At 50.6% G+C, this 21506-nt stretch carries 19 protein-coding genes and 1 pseudogene; 14 read left to right on the top strand and 6 right to left on the bottom strand.

Going from position 1 to position 21506, the window contains the following annotated elements:
- Positions 1 to 40 precede the first annotated feature (40 nt).
- From ATB1_RS14655 to ATB1_RS21010, 9 genes are all read left to right on the top strand, one after another.
- On the top strand, positions 41 to 538 hold the full coding sequence (locus tag ATB1_RS14655; protein ID WP_241768274.1) for a hypothetical protein: 498 nt from the start codon (positions 41 to 43) through the stop codon (positions 536 to 538).
- Positions 539 to 822: 284 nt separating this feature from the next.
- Complete coding sequence (locus ATB1_RS22495) at positions 823 to 984, top strand: hypothetical protein (protein WP_198526117.1); 162 nt, start codon at positions 823 to 825, stop codon at positions 982 to 984.
- Between the two features lie 716 nt (positions 985 to 1700).
- Positions 1701 to 2174: a type IV pilin gene (locus ATB1_RS14660; protein ID WP_042665008.1), complete on the top strand. Its 474-nt coding sequence runs from the start codon at positions 1701 to 1703 to the stop codon at positions 2172 to 2174.
- A 316-nt stretch (positions 2175 to 2490) separates the two neighbouring features.
- The gene (gene agl6 / locus ATB1_RS14665; protein WP_042665010.1) at positions 2491 to 3732 is read left to right on the top strand and encodes a low-salt glycan biosynthesis hexosyltransferase Agl6; all 1242 of its coding nucleotides are present in this window, start codon (positions 2491 to 2493) and stop codon (positions 3730 to 3732) included.
- Positions 3733 to 4264: 532 nt separating this feature from the next.
- Positions 4265 to 5245, top strand: a complete 981-nt coding sequence (locus ATB1_RS14670) for a hypothetical protein (RefSeq protein WP_042665013.1) — start codon at positions 4265 to 4267, stop codon at positions 5243 to 5245.
- Positions 5246 to 5347: 102 nt separating this feature from the next.
- Positions 5348 to 6784 (top strand): lipopolysaccharide biosynthesis protein, encoded by a 1437-nt coding sequence (locus ATB1_RS14675; protein WP_241768275.1) that lies wholly within the window; start codon positions 5348 to 5350, stop codon positions 6782 to 6784.
- Entirely contained in the window at positions 6781 to 6933 is a 153-nt protein-coding gene (locus ATB1_RS22075) for a hypothetical protein (protein ID WP_157837754.1), read from the top strand. The genes ATB1_RS14675 and ATB1_RS22075 overlap by 4 nt, the downstream gene beginning before the upstream one ends.
- A complete protein-coding gene (locus tag ATB1_RS21005) occupies positions 6930 to 8123 on the top strand; it encodes a glycosyltransferase (RefSeq protein ID WP_082256437.1) in 1194 nt (397 codons plus the stop codon). The genes ATB1_RS22075 and ATB1_RS21005 overlap by 4 nt, the downstream gene beginning before the upstream one ends.
- A gap of 264 nt (positions 8124 to 8387) precedes the next feature.
- Positions 8388 to 9332: a glycosyltransferase family 2 protein gene (locus ATB1_RS21010; protein ID WP_082256438.1), complete on the top strand. Its 945-nt coding sequence runs from the start codon at positions 8388 to 8390 to the stop codon at positions 9330 to 9332.
- A 77-nt stretch (positions 9333 to 9409) separates the two neighbouring features.
- On the opposite strand, the gene ATB1_RS14680 is transcribed toward ATB1_RS21010, so the two are convergent.
- Positions 9410 to 10339: a glycosyltransferase family 2 protein gene (locus ATB1_RS14680; protein ID WP_052368020.1), complete on the bottom strand. Its 930-nt coding sequence runs from the start codon at positions 10337 to 10339 to the stop codon at positions 9410 to 9412.
- 304 nt (positions 10340 to 10643) lie between these two features.
- Here ATB1_RS14680 and ATB1_RS21710 point away from each other — a divergent pair, with 304 nt between their 5' ends.
- On the top strand, positions 10644 to 12224 hold the full coding sequence (locus ATB1_RS21710; RefSeq protein WP_128081479.1) for a hypothetical protein: 1581 nt from the start codon (positions 10644 to 10646) through the stop codon (positions 12222 to 12224).
- 99 nt (positions 12225 to 12323) lie between these two features.
- On the opposite strand, the gene aglM is transcribed toward ATB1_RS21710, so the two are convergent.
- Together aglM and aglF are read right to left on the bottom strand one after the other, a co-directional pair.
- Positions 12324 to 13628 (bottom strand): UDP-glucose 6-dehydrogenase AglM, encoded by a 1305-nt coding sequence (gene aglM, locus ATB1_RS14685; RefSeq protein WP_042665015.1) that lies wholly within the window; start codon positions 13626 to 13628, stop codon positions 12324 to 12326.
- Between the two features lie 85 nt (positions 13629 to 13713).
- Positions 13714 to 14442, bottom strand: coding sequence for a UTP--glucose-1-phosphate uridylyltransferase AglF (gene aglF, locus ATB1_RS14690; RefSeq protein WP_042665017.1), 729 nt, complete (start codon positions 14440 to 14442; stop codon positions 13714 to 13716).
- A gap of 306 nt (positions 14443 to 14748) precedes the next feature.
- Here aglF and ATB1_RS21015 point away from each other — a divergent pair, with 306 nt between their 5' ends.
- Positions 14749 to 16074: a sulfatase-like hydrolase/transferase gene (locus ATB1_RS21015; protein WP_082256439.1), complete on the top strand. Its 1326-nt coding sequence runs from the start codon at positions 14749 to 14751 to the stop codon at positions 16072 to 16074.
- Between the two features lie 60 nt (positions 16075 to 16134).
- Here the strand turns inward: ATB1_RS21015 and ATB1_RS14695 are convergent, their stop codons facing one another.
- A complete protein-coding gene (locus ATB1_RS14695) occupies positions 16135 to 17283 on the bottom strand; it encodes a glycosyltransferase family 4 protein (RefSeq protein ID WP_042665161.1) in 1149 nt (382 codons plus the stop codon).
- Positions 17284 to 17390: 107 nt separating this feature from the next.
- Between ATB1_RS14695 and ATB1_RS14700 the strand changes: the two genes are divergently transcribed.
- The 3 genes from ATB1_RS14700 (at position 17391) to ATB1_RS14710 (ending at position 19633) form a co-directional block, all read left to right on the top strand.
- The gene (locus ATB1_RS14700; protein ID WP_042665018.1) at positions 17391 to 18539 is read left to right on the top strand and encodes a glycosyltransferase family 4 protein; all 1149 of its coding nucleotides are present in this window, start codon (positions 17391 to 17393) and stop codon (positions 18537 to 18539) included.
- Positions 18540 to 18609: 70 nt separating this feature from the next.
- The gene (locus ATB1_RS14705; RefSeq protein ID WP_042665023.1) at positions 18610 to 19140 is read left to right on the top strand and encodes a hypothetical protein; all 531 of its coding nucleotides are present in this window, start codon (positions 18610 to 18612) and stop codon (positions 19138 to 19140) included.
- Entirely contained in the window at positions 19133 to 19633 is a 501-nt protein-coding gene (locus ATB1_RS14710) for a metal-dependent hydrolase (RefSeq protein WP_042665026.1), read from the top strand. Before ATB1_RS14705 ends, ATB1_RS14710 begins: the two co-directional genes overlap by 8 nt.
- Positions 19634 to 20703: 1070 nt before the next feature.
- On the opposite strand, the pseudogene ATB1_RS22500 reads toward ATB1_RS14710, so the two are convergent.
- Both ATB1_RS22500 and ATB1_RS22505 read right to left on the bottom strand, forming a co-directional pair.
- A pseudogene (locus ATB1_RS22500) lies at positions 20704 to 20992 on the bottom strand (NAD-dependent epimerase/dehydratase family protein); the annotation flags it as partial.
- A 70-nt stretch (positions 20993 to 21062) separates the two neighbouring features.
- Positions 21063 to 21494, bottom strand: a complete 432-nt coding sequence (locus ATB1_RS22505) for a hypothetical protein (protein ID WP_042665032.1) — start codon at positions 21492 to 21494, stop codon at positions 21063 to 21065.
- Positions 21495 to 21506: the final 12 nt, after the last annotated feature.

Raw genomic sequence — 21506 nt, forward strand, 5'->3', positions numbered from 1 at the left:
TGACGGAATCTTGATTAGAACTGTCCGAGTGGACTGCATGATGCCACTGTCAAATTCGCCGGACGAACCGGCGGCCGATCGGGCACAGTCTGGCTCTCGCGACGGGGTCACACGTCGACGAGTGCTGCAAGCGTCGGCCGGAACGGGGGCGCTCCTGCTCGCGACGGGGACGGCGGCCGCGAACGGCAAAGGCGGCCAAGCGATCGTCAAGGAAGACGAGTACTACCCGGACGAGTCGTTCGTCATCCTCGAAGTCGAGTCGTGCGATAACCAGACGCCTGACGGTTCCTGTCGCGACGATTCGCTTCCGTTCCGGTGTGAGGGTCAAGGCGGACGGTTCCCCCCGGGCAAAGGCGGCGCGCTTCCGTTCCCGTGGTGGAACTTCAAATACGAGAGCGGCCCGCTCGAAGGGGAACTGCTTCGGATCTATACGCGGGACAACAGCATCGACACGGACAGCACCTACCGCTGGACCCGAAAGGAAAAGGACTGCCCCGAGACGCCCGACTACTACCAAGTCGGGTTCGCTCGCGACTAGTACCACGGACCGTTTCATTCGGACACCTTGGACCGAGTCTCATTTCGACTGCCTCAAGCCGACTGGATGTCAGATCTCCGCGTTTTCGTGTAGAAGAAATATCAGCGCCTCGGTTCGAATTAGAGCGCACCGAGAAGACACCACATAAGAGGTAGACGGTCTAGAAACACTTTTTAGATTAGATTAGCTATTAGACATGATGGTTGGGTTGTACGATATCATACGTCGCGGTACTCGGAACGTACCCGGACGGGGAACGACCGATGAGTGGGGACGCCACAGCGATGAGTGAGCAGTCAACGTTCGTCGAACAGACCAAGGTCCACCTGTACAAGGCGCTCGAAACCGAGGACCCCGACGAGAAGAACTTCCACCTCCGGAATGCGCTCCAACTCTGTGCGTGGGACGAGGTGACCGAACGAGCGGAACAGAACGACGCCGACTGACGTCTTTCTCACCGCAGCCACATTAGTCTGTATACCAAGGGACTCGCTTGGAGACGGGTCGGTGACCTTACCGTTTCTTCGTCTCCGGTGTGGAAATAGTCGCGTTGGTAGTTCGAACAATAGTATCAATAGTATAATATAATTCAGATATATATTGTTTCCATACATGAATTACAGTAATCTGAGTCGGTGGTTTTTGTTCTGATATCGTATGTTAGTCGAGTTATTATGCTTCATAGATTACTTATTCCAGTTTTTTCCATATGATTGCAGGATACTAGGTGTCAATATAAAGTGGCGATATAGACGGCCCCAATTTTACTAGCTGAACAGAATATATCTGAATCTGATTATTTGCGTCCGCGTGGGTGCGCTCACAGCAGCCGGAGCGGCGTCACGGAGGGCCACGGGACAGCCGACCCCGTCACGAACGCCACGGCAGTCCGCGCACGTCGTTCAGCAACTACTCACTTGAGGCGAGCCAGTTCGGTGGCGAATCGCGATTTTGGCTCCGGGTCCGTGATAGCCACAGACCACTGAGAGAGACTGTCTGCCTGCTGTGACAGTCGCTCAATCTGTCTTTAATAGCACTCCCACCGAATGAGTGGGTAAGCCCCACAGGCAGATCGCACACGGTCGACAGGCGTCGCACCCGATTTCGCGGCTCGACCGCCATCGCCCGCCGGTCACCCCCTGTCCGGGCACAGGACATTCAAATGCAACTCACAACCCTCTTCAAAGACGAATCCGCCGTCTCACCGGTCATCGGTGTGATTCTGATGGTCGCGATTACCGTCATCCTCGCGGCCGTCATCGGCACGTTCGTCCTCGGCCTCGGCGACCAAGTCGGTGACACGTCCCCACAGGCGAGTTTCAGCTTCGACTTTGACAACGACGTATCCGACACCGACACCGACGCCCAGCTCGTCATCACGCACGAATCCGGGACCAGCATCTCGGCGGACCGCCTCACCGTGTCCGTCGACGGAACCGGCGTCGCCGCCGATACGACCGACGATTACTCGTTCAGCGATGATTTCCCGACGACCGTCGGAGCCGGTAGCTCCGCGACGGTCGTGAAGAACGCAACCGGGGACGCCGTCTGGGACGGCGAGTCCATCCGCGTCGTCTGGACCTCCGAATCCGGATCGAACTCTGCCACCCTGCACTCCCAGACCGCACCGCAGTAACCACGCCGTCATCGCTTTTCTTCGTCGAATCGAGACGCCCGTCGGAACGCGAGACAGTTCACACAGTTGTTCTAACACCGATATGGTCGTTATATCTCTCCGGCTGACAGTCGCTTTTCCGTGAGATACCGACACACTGGTAGCCGACCAGAACAATCTAAATGCCCTGTAAGACCTAACATACCCTCAGACAAGTAAGAGGCCAAACGCTTTATGAGTGTGCTTTCGTCTATCTGATAGTACGCGTCAACTCGGAGTGTGTAGGCTTGCCGCCCCTCGCAGGCACACCCGATAGCGATACGGAGGAATCCAGTAAATGAGCACGAAATCCCAATCAGAACCCCCCGTAGACGCTCCACAGCAGGGAGCGACGAACGGGCAGTCTGCCTCGGACATCCAACTTAGCGGAGACGAACTACTCCTCTCGGCGGACAGTGAGGTCACCCCCACCCTCTCGGTCGTCATGCCCACCCTCAACGAAGAAGGTGGCATCGCCCAGTGTATCGAGTGGGTCAAAGCCGCCCTCGAAGACCTCCAGGTCTACGGCGAGGTCGTCGTCGCCGACAGCTCGACCGACCGCACGCCCGAGATCGCCGACGAAAACGGAGCCATCGTCATCGAACCCGACGGCAAGGGCTACGGCTACGCCTACCTGTACGCCTTCGAGCGCGTCCGCGGCGACTACATCGCCATGGGCGACGCCGACTGCACCTACGACTTCGAAGAGCTTCCCAAGCTGTTGAATCTCGTTCGGTCGGGCGAGGCCGACATGGCCATGGGCTCGCGGCTCGAAGGTGAAATCCTCCCCGGGTCGATGCCGCCGCTGCACGAACACGTCGGGAATCCGCTGTTGACGAAGTTCCTGAACGTGTTCTACGGCGCTGGGGTGAGCGACGCGCACTCGGGGATGCGCGTGTTTAGTCGCGAGGCCTGGGAGACCATGGAGTGTTCGTCGACGGGCATGGAGTTCGCCTCGGAGATGATCATGGAGGCCGGCGCGAAGGATTTAGAGATCGCTGAGAAGCCGATTACGTACCATCCCCGCGAGGGCGAGGCGAACCTGGAGAGTTTCCCCGACGGCTGGCGACACGTCCGGTTCATGCTCGTGAACGCGCCGGGGTACCTGTTTTCCGCGCCTGGGTTCGGGCTTTCGGTGATTGGGGTGTTGTCGCTCGTGCTGGCGTGGAGTGGCCTGGAGCTCGGTGGCGCACAGTTCGGGATTCACACAGGGATTGGCGGCGGGTTGTTGACCCTCGCTGGGTTCCAGTTGATGCTGTTCGGGGCGTTCTCGACGGTTTCGTCTGACCCGGTTCGGGGGGCTAGCGATCCGTTTACGACCTGGTTCACGAAGCGGATTTCGTTAGAACGAGGGGCGACGATTGGGTCTGTCGTGTTGCTCTGTGGGCTGGCCTACGGTGGGTTCTTGGCCGTTACGTGGGTTTCGAGCGGCTTTAGTGCGCTTCCGATTGCCGTTGCTGACGTCGTTGCGACCGTGGCTGTCGTGGTCGGGTTGCAGATGGTCTTTGGGTCGTTCCTGTTGGGGTCGGTTGGGGAATAACCCGACAACTCTTCTCTCGTTGCGTTCCCATCAAATACTGAAAACGCGTTTCTTTTGCGGTTCTCAATCGAGCGCTTGGGATATCGTTTATCAGATACCCACCATGATAGCTATAATCGATATATAATCAAGATTTTACTCTTTTGACTCACATCTTGACCTCGAAGTAGATGACTAACCATCACCAGACTAATCAGCAATTCCCTCTTTGCTAATACATATTGTTGCAAAACACTCTCGTATTGAAGACGGTTATTTAATAATAGACCTCTTACACAGCTTCCGATGGAATGCAGAACTCAGGCGGAGACTGCTAACCTGACTGATGAGCTATAATTGTGTGCTCATATCTACGAGCAGGTAAACAACCAAAATTAGTCACACACTCAAATTTGAGAATGTTAGTTTGTTTGGATTATTTTGATTCACAATGGTAGTGTATATTCTCTCAACTAATAGTTATTTTGATGAACAAATGGCAATAACTGCCCATGGGAAAGTGTTTTCAAAATAAGGATTAGAGAATAGATTGATGACTAATGCTGGCAACAATGTTATTGATACATCAATAGGTGCCCTCTCCTATGTGACTCACCGTCTCAAGTACCACACTACCCGTGGGGTGTTTGAGGCATATCGGCGGTTCCAGGGCATTCCTCAGCAGAGGCCGCTTATCCACGAGTTCGTAGAAAATGACGATTTCTTGTTAGTCATTCTTGACGCATGTCGGTTCGACATCTTCCACGACCACATTGGATCCCACTTGGAAGGGAAAATTCAGAATGTATGGGCCTCTGGCCGGTGGACTGCCGAATATACACAGCGGACATGGACGCGTGACGATGACCTTACGTACCTGTCATCAATGCCAGTAGTCTCGGATTTCTATTTCGACTTACGTGAGATGGATTATCGGCCGACAGAGCATATTCGTCGGCTCATCCCGTTGTGGGAGACCGACTGGAACGCCGCATGCGGAACCGTTCCCCCTGAACGAGTTACTGATGCCGCCCTTGCCCATGTATCTGAGCCGGATGCGACACGTGTGGTTGCTCACTATTCGCAGCCACATGCGCCCTACATTGGAGCGACAGAGATACTCCCTTGGGACGAAAACCCCGACGAGATGCGGTCCCTACTCAAAAACGACATCGACCGCCCCACACAACGAATTTACAGACGCATCCAACAGGAAGAGATTTCCGAGGCGAAACTTCGGCAGGCGTACCGGGACAATCTCGAACGGGTGCTTGAAGAGGTTGTCCGGCTCGTTCGCCGTGTCGATTGCCCGGTTGTGATCACAGGTGACCACGGAGAGCATCTTGGCGAACGCGGAAGGTATCTCCACGAGGAAGATTCACTACTCATCCGACAAGTGCCGTGGTTCGTCATTGATGACGATGAGACAGGGAAAGAGTCTATCGAGAAAGACTACGAGGTCCGATCAAAACCTCGGCGAGACTCGCCATCAGAAGCCGTTACAAAAAAGCTGGCCGATCTCGGCTATACGTGATCACAGTCATTTATTGCATCTTAAATGGAGTTTTTAGTCTGGATGCGTGAATATCTCCGAGCGCTATACCGTCGTCTAACGGCTGGTGGATCAACTAAGCAGATGGCCATCCAGAGCGGTATATGGGCTGCCGGAATCAACGTCGCCGACCGTGCCCTCCAACTCCTCAACGTAATCATTCTAGCTCGAATCCTCTCACCGGAGGCATTCGGCCTTCTCGGAGTTGCACTGCTAGTTCTCGGAGCTCTTCAGCAGTTTTCGAATTTGGGATTCGATTCGGCCCTCGTCCAGCATGAGTCTGATAATATCGACGAATATCTCAACACGCTGTGGCTCATGAAAATTGCCCGCGGTGCAGTTATCGCCACGATCACGATTGCATCGGGACCACTGCTCGCCCAAGCATTCGGAGAACCAGAAGCAGCTGGAATCATCCAAGTAATCGGCTTCTCACCCCTGCTGCTCGGCATTCAAAACCCAGCCATTGTCTATTTCCAGAAGGACCTCCATTTTCACAAAGAGTTCATCTACAAAGTCGGCGGGCGCACAATTGACATTCTCGTTGCCGTCGCAACCGCTCTTGTGTATCAGAGTGTTTGGGCACTTCTCGCCGGATTGCTCGCCGGACGAGTTGTCATGGTGATTCTGTCATATGCTATCCACGACTATCGTCCGGGGATTGAATTTAACAGAGAGTATGCCGGCGAGATGTTTGAGTTTGGAAAGTGGATGTTTGCCTCGGGGATACTCGTATTCCTATACGGACAAGGAGACGATGTCTTTATCGGATGGTTCTTTAGCGCGTCCGCACTTGGACTCTACCAACTTGCGTATCGCTTCTCGAATGCTCCCGCAACTGAGGTCACCCAAGTGATCTCTCGTGTTGCATTCCCAGCGTTCTCAAAGGTCCAAAACGACACCGCTCAACTTCGCGAGGGGTACTTTCGAGTTCTTCATCTGACGACCATCGCCGGGTTCCCGATGGCGGCCGGAGTTATCGCTATTGCTCCGCAATTCGTCCTAGCTGTGCTCGGTGAGCAGTGGGAAGCGGCGATTCCAGTGATGCAAGCGCTCGCGTTTTGGGGGGCAATTCGGTCTTTCGGTGCATCGACGGGAGCGCTTTTCAAAGCCGTTGGCCGGCCCGAGATTGGCACCAAGATCCAGGCGCTCAAGGTCGCGATTCTCGTGGTTGTGATTTATCCCGCAGCCACGGAGTTCGGACTGCTCGGTGTCGCGGGGGCAGTTGTCGTAAACGCGGTTCTCGTTCAGCCACTCGTCATCTATATGGTTATAGACGTGACCGAAGCGTCACTGTCGCGGCTGTTGTTTTTGCTCATGTGCCCGCTCACAGGTAGTGTCATAATGGGTCTTGCTGTAATTGGGCTTGATCGGATGGTTATCACTGGTACCGGGGTTCTCCAACTTGGTGCGCTTGTAATTATCGGCGTTGTAATCTACATCGGCGTGATGCTCGGGATCGAAAATATATCGAGGTACGAATTTTCATCGTTGGTCTCGACGTTCCGAGGAACTATTTGATAAGTGAAATTAACCCGCCAGAAAGAGCAAAAATACCACCATCAATAGCGTCACAGGTAGAGACCGGGCATACTGAACTTGTAACTCTCTTCGTGCAGATTGCATTTGGTGGAAGCTTTATTTATTCGAAAGGTAATGTCGATGTATGAACATTCTATATGTGGTCAACACGTGGCCCAAGCTCTCTGAGAGCTTCATACTGAATGAGGTTGTGGAATTGTCCGACAGAGGGCATAACGTTGCAGTCTTTTCGATTAATAAAGGTGATTCAGAGATACAACACACAGAATTTAGTCAGAAGCAGATCACAGCGGGATATTCAACGGCCTCTGAGTTACATCCAAAAGACCTTTTTCGTGCAAGCTCACTCGGAAAGCACCTTATCCCAACTTTAGAAACAGCACAAGGATTGGCCTCAGAACCACGTGAATTGGCAAAGGGTTTAATTAGAGGCGCAGAAATCCAATCATTTATTGATGCGCTAGAGTGGTGTCCTGAAATTATCCATGCGCACTTTTTAGCATCTCAGTCACTAGGGGCGCAATTCGCAGGTTCGGCGCTGAATATTCCAACAACGACAACAGCCCATGCATATGACATATGGCGAGATGATATGAACGACTCACTTTCGGAACGTATGTCCTCTCTTGACCGGGTTCTCACTATCTCTGATGCCCATCGTCGTTATCTGCAAAACCGCACACACACACACGTTCAGGTTGTTCATTGTGGTATTCGCTCTGAAAAATTCACACCAACAGATGAAACAGTCACGAACCGCTTCGTGACTGTCTCCAGATTTGTTGAAAAGAAAGGACTGGCGTACGGGGTTGCAGCAATCTCTGAGCTTGTCTCAGACTATCCAGATATTGAGTGGCATATCATTGGAGGAGGGCCGAATGAGGAGGAGATCCGATCAGCAATCGAATCATTTGGGATATCTGATCACGTGACACTGCTGGACCATGTGACAGACGATGAACTAATAAGCGAGTTAGATGCTGCAGAATTCTTTTTATTGCCATCTGTTGTCGCCTCTAATGGGGACCGGGACGGAATTCCGGTTGCTGCTATGGAGGCAATGGCAATGGAAACGGTCCCAATTCTCGGTCGAGTTAACAGCACGACAGAACTAATTAATCACAGTTCAAATGGATTTGTAGCAGACACGCGTTGTGGAAAAATGGTGTCCCCCAGATTCATTGAAATAATTCGGTCAGCTATTGAGTCAGATACTAGTACAATTGGGGCACGTGCTCGTGAGACAATCGTCTCTGACTTCAACATAAAAAACACTGTTGAGAATCTTGAAGATATATTCATTGACATTTCAAAATGAATTTGTGAGAATAGCTTTTGAATTCTATTTGAGATATGAAGCACACTATTACTCACCAAGGCTCTGTTGAATTCCTCTAGCAGTGACATTGAGGAGAAGGATTCTTCTCCCGGGATTCACCAGATACAGTTGGAAACTAGCGTCTCAGCAAATCGCCAGATGGCGAGAGAATTTCAACAGAGCCCTCACCAATTAATTGCGTCTCAGGTCCCCCACAACTACTTATACTTGGGAATTCCTACATGTATGTAGATTGGCTCTAAAATGAGCGATTCGAATCCATTAGTTTCGTATGTTGTTGCAACATATAACCGAAGTTCTGAACTTGAGAGGGCAATCAAGAGTATATTAAAACAAAGATATGAGAATTTTGAGATAATAGTCATCTCGAATAGCACATCAGGACCAGAAGAAAAATTTGTGAAAGGTGGAGAGTTCGACCTAGAAAAGGTCAGGTACATACACAAACCCGTCCGAATGGGTGTCATAAATGCTCGAAACCTTGGTTATCAACTAGCAGATGGAGATTATATAGTAACGCTTGATGATGATGCAATATTATCTGACCCCCAATTAATTGCAGACATTGTAAATGATTTTGAACAGGATGATGACTTAGGTATTGCAGCTCTACATGTGGTAAATGCGAAAACTTTCGAAACTGAATTCCCACTTCCTGTGAGTGATTTAGAGAAGAAAGTACCATTTTTCCGTGCCCAAATGAGGCCTCCCAATGATCATCCGGAAAGCCCATCCAATACGACATTATTCACAGGTTGTGGAAACATTATTCGAAAAGAGCTATTTGAAAATGTAGGGTATTACCCAGATCTATTCGATTATGGTACCGAGGAGTTAGATTTGTGTTTGAGATCAATTGATTTTGGATATGATATTCGTTATTATCCTAACCATGTAGTCACCCATTTTGAGGATCCAAAGGGACGATTTACTGACAAGAAGGTGCTACAAGAAAATTTCACAAATAGAATTGCACTAGCAATACGGAACTTACCTGCTAGACTTATCTTACTCTCATTGTTCGTCTGGACTGGCCAACTCCTTTATCGGTCCCAATTTGACATCCAATTATTGATGAGCTCAGTGTTCGAGCTAATCAGCAATCTCCCCAAATTAATTCGACAACGAAATCCAGTAGACGAAAAAACGATAAAACTAGTGAACTCGATGGGTGGGCGAGCCTATTAATTTGATTTAAAACCTCGACACTAACCTCATCGCAACGGATACCGGTCTGACTTCTTTACACTCACCGTACGTACTGTCTATTCAAGATGTGTATCTTTTCCGTTCCTCAACCTCCCAAGTCCGATAAGCGTGTACCAAACCAGTATCGGAAAATCACTAAGATCGAGGTTTAATTTTATCAGCCATTCGATTGCTTCGCTAAATTCACCCTGTATCAAATATGATTGAGCTAAGTGGAGGCGGTGGTTTCGAACCACTTCATAACCAGATTGCTCTGCAGACCTTATCTCTTCTGAGAATTTATTGAAATATAACTTTTTTGCACCGTATATTTTATCTGCCGAAGGCCTGCCAGTCTCAAACTTATTCACTAACTTTTCATCGACATATGAAAGTTTATGGTTTTTCAAGACTCGGAGCATGAACTCCCAATCTTGGTGCCGATCGAACCGTTCGTCAAAACCATTGACCCTGCTCACAACGTCTGCAGTCAGTAACAGTGTTGACGTACCACCTAAATCAAACTGCATTGAGAGTATCTCTGGAATCAAGTCTTCTCCGCCCTCTCTAACGCCTCGATCTTGGCGCAGTTTGAACGCTCTCCGGATAAATGTTCTAATTCGTTTTGCTCTCCCCGATTGCTGATAGTCTATTCCACAATATACGCAGTCAGAAGTAGTGCTTTGAATCTTTTTCACTTGCTTACTGATTTTTTCTTTATTCCATGTGTCGTCAGAATCAAGAAATGCAATTAGATCGCCGCTTGCAGCGTCTATTCCCGTATTCCTTGCCGCAGCTCCGCCTCTATTTCGAATATGAGTACGAGACGTTATCTGTTCGCATTTATCCGTATACTTTTCAATAATTTTTTGAGTCTCGTCATTTGATGCGTCGTCGACTATGATAATCTCGATATCTGGGTACGTCTGTTCAAGAACACTTTTCACAGCTCTTTCTAGTTCTTCACTTTGGTTATATGTCGGTATTATTGCACTGACAAGCGACATGCATGCTAATTCACCTACTACGTGAAATATTTGTCGTTGAACCAAGCCTGAATTTAAAACAGCAATTTAAACAACAATCTGTTTGAGTATAGATCTAGTGAACACATATTTCGTTGATTAAAAGCATACAATTACCGAATAGAATTAATATAGGCGATGTTCAATATGGATGTATGGTGGAGCCTTCGAAAAAGAGTAATCAATATGGACTATCATATTGTCCTACATCAATAGCCTCCGCAGTTGACATCTGTCTATTTCTATCGAGATTTCGCCGACCATCATCAACTAAGACCCCATACCAATGATAGATAGAAAGATATTAGTCATATATTTTAATATATTAGCAGTAGCTGCTATTGGTCTATTAGTCCCTAAGGCATCAGTACCACATGGAATTGGTTACCTCCTCTTGATTAGTCTCTACTTCATCCCAATCATCACAGCAGTGCTAGCTGATCTGAAAAAAACTACGCATATCATTTTTCTCTTTCTCACTCCAATCTTCACGATGCTAATTGTAATTGATCCAGTCGAAATCGGGTTCTTTGGTTATGACCCATACTCGTACACAATCCCCGCGCATCTATCTTTTTCCAACAGTCAAGGGATTTCTGAATTCATGTCACTCACCACATCTTGGCCAGCTTTCTATGCATTGACGAATGTAATTGAAAGAGTAATTGGCCATTCGATTCTCGATGTAGGGAAGTACCTACCGTTAATTTCTGGTGTCACCCCAACAATGGTGTATCTTGCAGTATCTCGAAAAGTGCATACACGGACAGCATTTATATCTGCAATGGGTTTTGCCAGTACACGGTCACTACTACTATTTGAGGCCAAGTTTTTAGACGAAACACTCGCAATTGCCCTTTTCTTCACACTGACTTTTGTGTTGCTGATGGCTCAGAATCGACGACGTAGCATTCTCATTCTCCTGCTCTTAGGATCGATTACATTAACACACCACACAGTGTCGCTGTTTGCACTTTTATTTATAAGCGTATGGTATACTATTGGGTCAGTCACTAGCTCAAACATTGTTCCCTCACGCTTCAAAAACATAGAACTGAATGAAGTTGGACTACCTCCAGTAATATCCCTATTTGTGGGGATGTGTATTTTTATATTCATATTGGCATATTTTGTTCCAGATCTTACAAGGTGGGTTACTGTAGACTTGATCCAATCCATCATGAAAGGTGGTGGAGGGGGTGGAGAAGCATCAGGACGCATTGGGGAAGGTTCAAGCTCAATCCGCGGAGCGATTACAACGTCTGCAGTTGGGGTGTTAGGTGCGTTAGCACTAATTGCAGCTTACGGTACATTATCTAAAAGACAGAGACCATCGTGGGTAACTTCGTGGACTGTATTTGCTGGAATTATTGGTCTTCTATACTCAATATCTCTTGTGACAGGTAGAATTATTCCTCTGGATCCAATTCGGTTTCTGATAGTCTTTGTTCCGTTCTTGGTAGTTTCCGCTTTAGTTATCCTATGCAATTCAGAGATGATATCACGCCCAAACAGACGGACTACCCTCGCATCGATATTAGTTTGTGCACTCATTATTACACAATTGTTAGCGATTCCTCCACACGTCCTTGTTTCAGATCCCGAGTCAACGACCCTCTCTGAAGGACATTATACTTCTAGCCAGTTTACTGCAAGTGATTGGACTAGTGAGTACTATGATGGACAGATTGCGGTTTATGAACCTGGCTTGTGGGTGTCAAAAGGGAATTCAAATCTAACAGCAGTTGATGAATCAAATCAAACCTCTCTATTCGTCTGGCGAAATGAATCAATGGTAAAATTCAACCAATCAGAAGACAGGATTTATGATAGTGGAGATATTCGGTTAGTAACAGGACTTGACTGAGTCGCCTCAGTTAAGCTAAGAACCTACCACGTTCCATGATTAGCTATCGGTAAGTTGGTTTTTCTGCGAATTCCACAGAGATGGCTTATTCTCCACCAATTACCAAGTAAGGCCCTGATAGGTGAGTCCCTCTGTTGACACAACGGTATGCCTTCCATCAACAACAACCTGCTGTTCCATCTGATCAAATTCCTCGTCTAACACCTCAAACTCATCCCAGTCAGTACACACGGCACATGCAGAGGCATCAGCAAGTGCATCAACAGCGGAGTCCGCATACTCAATATCCGGGAAGTATTCGCGCATGTTGGTCGCCGCGACAGGGTCGTACGCGGCGATAGATGCACCTCGGTCCTTGAGACCCTCAATCACCGAGATTGCACGGGAGTTCCGAATGTCGTCCGTCCCCGGTTTGAACGCTAACCCGAGAACAGCCACTTTCTGCCCAGTGACATCGACGTGCTGATCAAGTAAGGACAATAATCGTTCTGGCTGTTTGTCGTTCACCTCGACCGCGGCTTCGAGAACAGGAGGTGTGTAGCCCTGCTGCTTGGCCGCGTGAATGATCGCGTTGGTGTCTTTCGGGAAGCAACTACCACCCCATCCAAGTCCGCTTCGGAGGAACTGTTCTCCGATACGGTCATCAAGCCCAATCGCGTCCGCAACCTCATAGGCATCGACACCGAACTCTTTGCAGATATTTCCGATGTCGTTGATCAGTGAGACCTTGGTTGCCAGAAAGCCGTTGTTGGCATATTTAATCATCTCCGCAGTCCGGCTGTTTGTCTCGACGACGTGGGGGTCAGTTTCAGCAATGAGTGGTGCAAACACCTCGTGCATATCTTCGAGTGCTCGGTCATTGTCCGCACCGAGAACGACTTTTTCGGGATTACGGAAGTCTTGAACTGCAGTCCCTTCACGGAGGAACTCTGGGTTCATCCCGATTCCCAGTTGTTCGCCCTCAACTTTCCCGCTCGCCTCTTCGAGTAGGGGTGTGATGACTTCCTCAGTCGTCCCTGGGACGACAGTGCTTTTCACAATAACTGTATGCCACTCGGATTTCTGTGCGAGTGTCTTGCCGAGTTGTTCTGCCCCGGCCTCCATAATCGAGAGATCGATTTCCCCATCGGCTTGCTGTGGTGTTGGGAGACAGAGGAACGTAACATCCGTCCCAAGGACATCGGTGTAGTCCGTGGTTGCCCGTAGTCGGCCCGTGCTGTCTTCGCTTGCATGCGCCGCAACAAGTTCGGGGAGGCCGTCCTCGTGAATCGGCGGCTCGCCCCGGTTGATTGCGTCGACAATCTCTGTGTCGATATCGACGTTGACGACTGTGTGACCGAGATCTGCGAAACACGCGGCGATTGTCGTTCCGACATAGCCGCTCCCGATGACAGAGAGTTCCATTACTCCGTGTGTCCCACGCAGGTCATATCAAATACTCGGAAAAAATGAAGAAACGGACGCACCAGCCAAGGTTGACCGGCTTCGCTTACTGTGCTTCAGCGACTTCGCCAGTCAATCGTTCTTCTGCTTCATCGCGGTCTTCGGGGTAGCCAATGTCGAGCCGCCAGCCATCGAGCCTGATTGCGTCGATTGTGCGTCCGCTGTGGATGAGCAAGTCGATCGCCTCACTAATCTCGTACTCGTTGCGGTTCGACGGCTGCACGAGATGACACGCGTGGAAGATCTCAGGTGTGAACGTGTAGAAGCCCGTCATCACTAAGTTGGACGGCGGGTCATCCGGCTTCTCGACGACGTCGGTAATCTCACCGTACTTGTTCGTGTCACAGACGCCGTACCGGCTTGCTTTCTCCCACGGGACTTCTTCAACGAGGAAGGCCGCGTCAGCTCGTTGTTCCTGTTGACGATTGACAACATCTGCGAGATTGGCGTTGAAGATGTTGTCGCCGAGCATCAGCATGAAGTCGTCGTTGATGTGCTCTTCGACTTCCAGAAGAGCATGAGCAAGCCCCTTTTGTTCTTGTTGGTGGGTGTAGGTGATAGGGAGCCCCTGGAATTCATCGCCGTAGTACTCGATGATTCGTTCTTTCAGATAGCCGACGACGACGACGAGTTCGTCAGCGCCGAGTTCAGCGAGTTGCTCGAAGCAATGGGTCAGGATAGGCTTATCGTCGACTTCGACCATTCCCTTTGGTTTATCTTCAGTAAGTGGACGGAGTCGGGTCCCCTCACCGCCGGCTAAAACGACTGCTTTCATACTGGCTAATTGTCGTTATTCAGTATAGTTCTTGTTGCATCTTATGGAGCCTGTGCAACCAACCGCAATAGAGGGGGTCATTAGTGAGATGCCCAGCTAACCAGCAATATGAACAGAATATCATAGAGATTCGGCCGTTGGTCGATGATCTATTATTTGGGACATTGGTTCAGTCACGCCTAGTACTGTTAGTAAAGTACACGATGGGTGCTAAAGCGAATTGAAATCAGATTATCAGGGGATGGCTTGTTTGTCAATTCGTCAAAACATATAATTTTGAATAGCTCATACACCCAGTAGAGACATATGGCAGATAATATTCGAAAAGTCGCGAACTATGCATATACGAGGTCTCCCATTGATTTAAGGAGAATAGTTGGGCCATTCTATTACAAGTACATGAGTAAAAGGGCGGACTGGTCTCACCAGAACCCTACAAACAGAGGTGAGACACAGACTGCAATCGACCATGTCTTGGTTATTGTGATTGACGCTCTCCGCCCAGACCATGTACCTAACTTGCCCGTAGATTTTTCAACTGCGATTGCACCTGCACCTTGGACTTTTCCTTCTGTGACTAGTATCCACACAGGAGAATATCCTCATGAACATGGAGGGACTGCTCAAGTGAGGGAAAGCAGCGACTATATGGTAATGCCTACACAGATTGAAACAGAGCACACAATTGCACACGAATTTGAGGTATCAGGTTTTAATACATATTTAGGTGCATCTTTCATAAACCCGTTTCTTGCTGCAAGAGGTTGGTACCAAAAAAATAAGTTGTATGGTGATGCAGATGCAGAGAGAGTAGTTGACGATTATATGGGGTGGAGAGGGAAGCAATCAAAGTCTTTTTCATATTTACACTTTGGTGATTTACATGCACCAATTAGTCCACCGGATGAATATTTGAAGAAATACAATGTGGATACTTCTTTGGAATACTACAATGATTGGTATAGAGGATATGATGGTTCAACTGAAGCATTGAACTGGAGGGACAATCGGTTCCAGCTCTATGCAGCAGCACTAAACTACCTCGAAGAGATTCTTCAGCCACTTATATCATCGATATCTGACAACACCCTCATAGTAATTACTGGAGATCACGGAGAAGCCTTCTACGAACATTGGGAAGAAGATAAAAATTTCACAGTTGCACCACATGCACCTGGTGCAGGACATGGAGGAACGCCGTGGGATATGGTTGCTAGAGTTCCGTTTGGGATTCACCATCCAACAAAGCAAGCCACCTATGAGGGGGGCTGGATCTCATTAAAAGATATCCCCAGAACATTACTGCACGGCGCTGGATTGCAGACTGATAGTTTTAACGGGAGAAGTGTATTCCAAGATATTCCTTCGGACCGACACGTAATTTGCGAGGGCAGTAGATATGGTACTGAAAGAAAGGCCGTTTACTACCAGGATTCTAAAATCATTCATTCTGAGGAGGATTCTGTCACGTTGAGCTTGAAAGTTAAGAGTGGATCTGGAGAAGAAATCACAGATCAAAATCACCACGAGGAGGAGTTAAAGAGCCACCTCCCAAACAGTGATAAAGTTGGTCAGATTGAAGAAACAAATGCTATGTTACAAGATCAGCTTGAAGCATTGGGGTATAAATGATTCACACTTAGTCTTAATCAGGTACAGATGGCTGCGAAGTCACATGACAATATTATGCACTCAGATAAGTCTCTGGTATATGTGAGTCAATTCATTTGCAGACGATTTCCAAGAGTACTGTGATTTGCATAGTTCCCTACCGCGAATCTGCTTATTTGAATGAGGTAATTCAGTAATGATGGTCTCTGCTAACGACTCAGGATCACCAACCTGAGCTAAACTACCCAAATCGTGATCCACTATCTGGTCTGAAACCCCGACAACCTCTGTCGTCACAACAGGAGTCCCACACGCAAGCGCTTCGAGAACCACAAGGCCAAACCCTTCCTGATCGGACGAGAGTGAAGGAAGCACGAATAGATCTGCGATATTATACGCGGTTACAAGATCTTCATCAGGAATATACCCAGTAAAATGAACAAATTCAGAGACGCCCAACTCAGATGCAAGAGATTCGTACTCCGGTTTTAGTTCACCGCCGCCACCAACAACAAGTCTCGGAGTCGTACCATCCCTCTCTACAAGGAGAGACATAGCCTCTAACAGCACGTCAAGTCCTTTGTACTCGTGAACGTCATCGAGGACACTTAAAAAGAAGAGATTGGGGGATTCATTCGAAAATCCGAGTCGTTCGACGTCTTTATCATCAACATCAATTGGTCGAAACGTATCGACGTCAACGCCATTGCTGTTCACCTCAACCTTCTCAGCATACCGATGGAGGTGATCTGAACTTTCTAAGTAGTCGGGTTGCGTAATCAGTATCTTGTCCGCCGCCGCGAGTGTGAACCGCAATGCGGTGTGGTTGTAAGCCGAGGCGACGTGATCAATCGAACCATTCCCAACAATATCGTTATGATAGGTGACGACAAGCGGTGTCCCCGTGATTTTGGCAGCGAGAGCACTGAAATCAGCAGTCCAAGGAGTCGGAATATGAGTGTGAATGATATCCGCCTGGCGTGCATGCTGCAGCACCGAAATCGGAAACTGCGGCATGATATTTGTCTGCGCAACTTTGCCAATATCATCTAATCTCTTAACGTCAACACCGTCAATCGTCTCCTCGTAAGCAGATTCTTCTTTGGCCTTCGCGCAAAGAACAGTCACTTCGTTCCCCAGTTCGACAAGTTCTTTTGACATGTCGTGCGTGTAAGATTCTACGCCACCGATATAGGGAGGAAACCGAACAGGCGTCTGAAGTATCTTCATTGTCAATTCCGTCTCCCGGCACATACACAATAGTTTCTTTTTTATCTTATCTACACGACAAATCGGCCAACACGAATGCTGGAAACCAACACAGACCGAGGCAGAATATGAATCTCGCCTTCGTCTCGAACGTCGTTTACCCCTACATAACTGGTGGCGCAGAAAAGCGCATCCACGAAATCGCCACCCGACTCGCACAACGAGGCCACGACGTCACCATCTACGGCCGGCACTTCTGGGACGGCCCGAAAGAGACCTCCCACGAGGGCGTTACCCTCCGCGCGGTCGCGCCCGAAACGGACCTCTACACCGACGACCGTCGCTCCATCACCGAAGCGCTCGACTTCGCCGCCCGACTCGCCTATCCGCTCGCCAAGCAGCTCCACGACGAGAACCACGACCTCGTCGTCGCCTCCGTCTTTCCGTACTTTCCCGTGCTCTCTTCGAAGCTCGCCGCCCTTGGCACCGACGTGCCCGTCGTCACGACCTGGCACGAAGTGTGGGGCGACTACTGGGGCGACTACCTCGGCATGCTCGCACCCTTCGGGAAGGTCACCGAACACCTCACCGTCCGAGTCCCCCAACATCCCATCGCCGTCTCGGGTATCACCGCCGACCGCCTCGCCGACATCGGCCGCGACAGGGACACAATCGAAGTCGTCCCGAACGGTATCGACGTCGACCAGATTCGAAACGCCCCACTGCCCGACGGGGACGACTCGTTCGACGTGCTGTTCGCCGGGCGGCTCATCGCCGACAAGAACGTCTCCATCCTTCTCGATGCGTTCGACCGCGTGGCCGACGACTACGACGACGTGACCCTCGGCGTCGTCGGTGACGGCCCGGAGTCTGACCGTCTCGAACAACAGGCGAGCACGTTGGACCATGCCGACCGCGTGAGTATGCTGGGCTTCCTCGACGAGTACGAAGACGTGCTGGGCCAGATGCGCGCCGCGGACGTGTTCGCCTCGCCCAGTACGAGAGAGGGATTCGGCATCACCTACGCCGAAGCGATGGCCGCCGACTGTACGGTTATCGGCGTCCAGCATCCCGAATCCGCAGCGAGTGAAGTCATCGGCGACGCGGGCTATCTCGCCGAGCCGACTGTGGATTCGGTCGCCGAGTCGTTAGACCGAGCACTCGCGGGGGAGACGCCACCGACCGAACCGACGAAACGCGCCGAAAAATACGGTTGGGATAGCGTCGCCGACCAGGCCGAAGTGGCGTATCGTCGGGCAGTTGACGGCAGTTGGTAGGTGCCAGTTTGATCCGAGAGACACACCACAGTCGTGAACACTTATCGGCTAACCTCCAAAGTAACATCTAATGCCCAACCCTTCACGTCGCCGGATTGTTGGTATCCTCGTCTTACTGGGGTGTCTGTTTGGACTCATGGTCTGGTTTGGGTCACTCGCTCCTACACCCGAAGTAGGTGCATACCCCGGCTCGGAAGAATTGGGCACAGACTACGATGCGTGGGTCGGCGACCAGGTGAGTCTCACAGGTACGGTCACCGATACTAACCCACTCACGATCAGCGCCGAGTACGGAGCTGGCGAACATGTCCGTGTCCGCGTCACCAACGCCGCTGTCGATGCACAACAGGGTGACAGTCTCTCAGTATACGGCGTCGTCGAACCAGACCGGACAATCCGTTCGTTGAACGCCTACACCGTCTCGCCGGCGAACTATCTATACATGTACGCAGTTTCGTTCCTCGCTGGCCTGTGGGTGCTTGGTAGAATCATTCGGTCATGGCGTCTCGACGAGACGTGGTCACTCGTGCCGCGAGAGACTCCACTTGGGATTCGTGACATTGCACCCCGACCCAAGCATACGGAGGACCACGATGCCTGATCTGCTCGCACACGCCCTTCTTGCATACACAATTGCCACGCTCGCCTCGTGGCGCTACGAGTGGATTTCGCGTCCGTACGTCACCGTTGTGATGGCCGGGGCGTTCATCCCAGACATGACCAAGATCATGTTACTAATTCCGAGCGCTCAGGTTGAACAATTGCTTGGAACTCCGTTTGACTGGACTGGTCTTCACACAGCCGGTGCTGCCTTGTGTTCGGTCCTCATTGGAGTTCTTCTTGTCTCTGAGTCAGAGCGCCTCCGCGTCTTCACGCTCCTCTCAGTAGGTGCTGCGTCGCACCTCATCGCGGACGCCTTTCTGTTGAAACCGACTGGATTGTCCTATCCACTCCTTTGGCCGCTTACTCGAATCCATCCACCAACTCCGGGCTTATACCTGAGTACGGACTTCGAACCGGCACTTATCCTCGGGATGGTTGCACTCATCGCCTACAGTGTTACCCGATTCAAGACCGATCAAGGGCGTTCGTAATTCAGTCTCTTACTGGTCTACTGGTTGTTGATCTCCTGCAGTTGTTCACCTACACCAGGCGACGAGACGTAATCGATTCACTTTCACCGAATCACGAAGCAGAGACCGGACACCCCTCGCAACGAGTGACAAGATCGACTGGGAACCTGCGCTATCAGACACCCTGAGTAAACTAGGACGAGACGACACCGACCGAACCCACGAACCGCGCCGACCAGTACGATTGGGATAGCGTCGCCGACCAAGCTGAGGCGGCGTACGAGCGCGCCATCAACGGAGGGTGGTGATGTTCGTCGAGGACGAAGCAACGGGCGTCGGTAGCTGTGTCTACCGAAGATACTGACGCCAGCGAGTGTACAGATACATCCCGCCGAAGATGAGGCTGACGAGCACCACGAGCCCGGTCACATGCGTTTCGCGCACACCGACACGGAACGGAGGTGTTTGGAGGGCAACGCCAGACCACAGGAGAGAGATCGCGGACACAGCTAGCAGTATCGAACGTCAATTGAGTTAGTGGTTGTGTCCATCGCATCGTCGCACTCGCGTCGTCAAACGAACTACGCCGAGCAGTACGAGTGGGACCACGTCGCTAACTAGCCAGACGTGGTGAGCACCACAGTCGAGAATCAATCGAGGTGGTCGTACCCCCTCCCCCCATGACTTCATCTGTTCTTGTAATGTCGGAATGGGTGACTCGTCGACCAATCGAAGCCAATGCAGTTGGGGAAAAGCAAACGAGATGTGCCGTCGTTCAGTAGTAGAACGCTTCACACTGTGGAAAGCATACGAAATGTACTCTCTCTCATTCGGAAGATGATAGCTGAAGACAGGCGAGTCAGAGTACGTTTCGTATGCTTTCTTTCCTGGTTGAAACCGCAAGACAGCTCAGACGATAGCATACGAAATACACTCTCACTCGGGTCTCAGTCCGACGACGGACGAGATCTATACGTAGTCGTCATCACGAGAAGCGCAGAGTCCATTTCGTATGCTCAAATCTACGTCCAAAAACGGCAGGCACCGACGTGGAAAGCATACGAAATGTACTCGCCCTCCCGTCAAATCACTTACTCTAAATACGGCTCACAGACCCGCTCGACACCTTCTTCGAACGAGAATCTCGGGCTCCCATCCGGTCGCGTCGTGTATCTTCGAGTAGTCCGGCTTCGTGTCGTGGACGTACACCTCGAACGGATTCTCCACGTACACCGCCTCGACGTCCGTCCCGAGCACCTCATTAATCAGCTCGACCATCTCGTTGAACGAGTAGCTCTCGGCAGTCCCGAGGTTGTAGATGCCCTGAAGTCGCTCCTCTGCGGCGAGTTCGATGCCGCGGACGATATCGTCGACGTGGGTGATACGCTCGAAACAGCACCTGCTCCGAAAGAAGCCGCAAAGACAAAAAAAGCCACACCGAGGAACGCGTCTACTGCGTCGGTGACCGAATAGCCGTGACACCGGTATCAACCAGCACGACGAACCCGAGCAGGGACGCGATGAAGAGCGCGATAATCGGGCCGGCGAACGCACCAGAGCCGCCGTACGTGAACGCCCCGTCGGTCGTGAGGACCGCAGAGACGTTCAGCACAACGATACCGAGTGTGAGGACGCTAAGTCCGCCGGTCAGGTATGAGGCGAGTCGTCGCGGACCCGCGTACACGTGATAGAGTGCGACGGCACCGAGAAGCGTCGGTACCGCCCAAATCCCGAGTGCAATCGCGATACCGGCGGGCGAACCGGCGGCGATACTCGAGAGCTGAACCGGTGGGATGGCGAGCAGCACCACCACGACGAGCAGGGTTGCAACCGAGAGCGCAACCTCGGTCATTCGGATGGAGAGATTGTCATTGAATGACATGTTTTGGCTTGG

The organism is Haloferax sp. ATB1, assembly GCF_000730175.1.

Excerpts from the sequence above, each read along its gene's own strand:
- ATB1_RS14700 (WP_042665018.1), top strand. The coding sequence starts at position 17,391 with ATGAATCTCGCCTTCGTCTCGAACGTCGTTTACCCCTACATAACTGGT.
- ATB1_RS14705 (WP_042665023.1), top strand. The coding sequence starts at position 18,610 with ATGCCCAACCCTTCACGTCGCCGGATTGTTGGTATCCTCGTCTTACTG.
- ATB1_RS14670 (WP_042665013.1), top strand. The coding sequence starts at position 4,265 with ATGACTAATGCTGGCAACAATGTTATTGATACATCAATAGGTGCCCTC.
- ATB1_RS14655 (WP_241768274.1), top strand. The coding sequence starts at position 41 with ATGCCACTGTCAAATTCGCCGGACGAACCGGCGGCCGATCGGGCACAG.
- ATB1_RS21710 (WP_128081479.1), top strand. The coding sequence starts at position 10,644 with ATGATAGATAGAAAGATATTAGTCATATATTTTAATATATTAGCAGTA.
- ATB1_RS21010 (WP_082256438.1), top strand. The coding sequence starts at position 8,388 with ATGAGCGATTCGAATCCATTAGTTTCGTATGTTGTTGCAACATATAAC.
- ATB1_RS14680 (WP_052368020.1), bottom strand. The coding sequence starts at position 10,339 with ATGTCGCTTGTCAGTGCAATAATACCGACATATAACCAAAGTGAAGAA.
- ATB1_RS22495 (WP_198526117.1), top strand. The coding sequence starts at position 823 with ATGAGTGAGCAGTCAACGTTCGTCGAACAGACCAAGGTCCACCTGTAC.
- ATB1_RS14710 (WP_042665026.1), top strand. The coding sequence starts at position 19,133 with ATGCCTGATCTGCTCGCACACGCCCTTCTTGCATACACAATTGCCACG.
- ATB1_RS14695 (WP_042665161.1), bottom strand. The coding sequence starts at position 17,283 with ATGAAGATACTTCAGACGCCTGTTCGGTTTCCTCCCTATATCGGTGGC.
- aglF (WP_042665017.1), bottom strand. The coding sequence starts at position 14,442 with ATGAAAGCAGTCGTTTTAGCCGGCGGTGAGGGGACCCGACTCCGTCCA.
- agl6 (WP_042665010.1), top strand. The coding sequence starts at position 2,491 with ATGAGCACGAAATCCCAATCAGAACCCCCCGTAGACGCTCCACAGCAG.
- ATB1_RS21015 (WP_082256439.1), top strand. The coding sequence starts at position 14,749 with ATGGCAGATAATATTCGAAAAGTCGCGAACTATGCATATACGAGGTCT.
- ATB1_RS14675 (WP_241768275.1), top strand. The coding sequence starts at position 5,348 with ATGGCCATCCAGAGCGGTATATGGGCTGCCGGAATCAACGTCGCCGAC.
- ATB1_RS14660 (WP_042665008.1), top strand. The coding sequence starts at position 1,701 with ATGCAACTCACAACCCTCTTCAAAGACGAATCCGCCGTCTCACCGGTC.
- ATB1_RS21005 (WP_082256437.1), top strand. The coding sequence starts at position 6,930 with ATGAACATTCTATATGTGGTCAACACGTGGCCCAAGCTCTCTGAGAGC.
- aglM (WP_042665015.1), bottom strand. The coding sequence starts at position 13,628 with ATGGAACTCTCTGTCATCGGGAGCGGCTATGTCGGAACGACAATCGCC.
- ATB1_RS22505 (WP_042665032.1), bottom strand. The coding sequence starts at position 21,494 with ATGTCATTCAATGACAATCTCTCCATCCGAATGACCGAGGTTGCGCTC.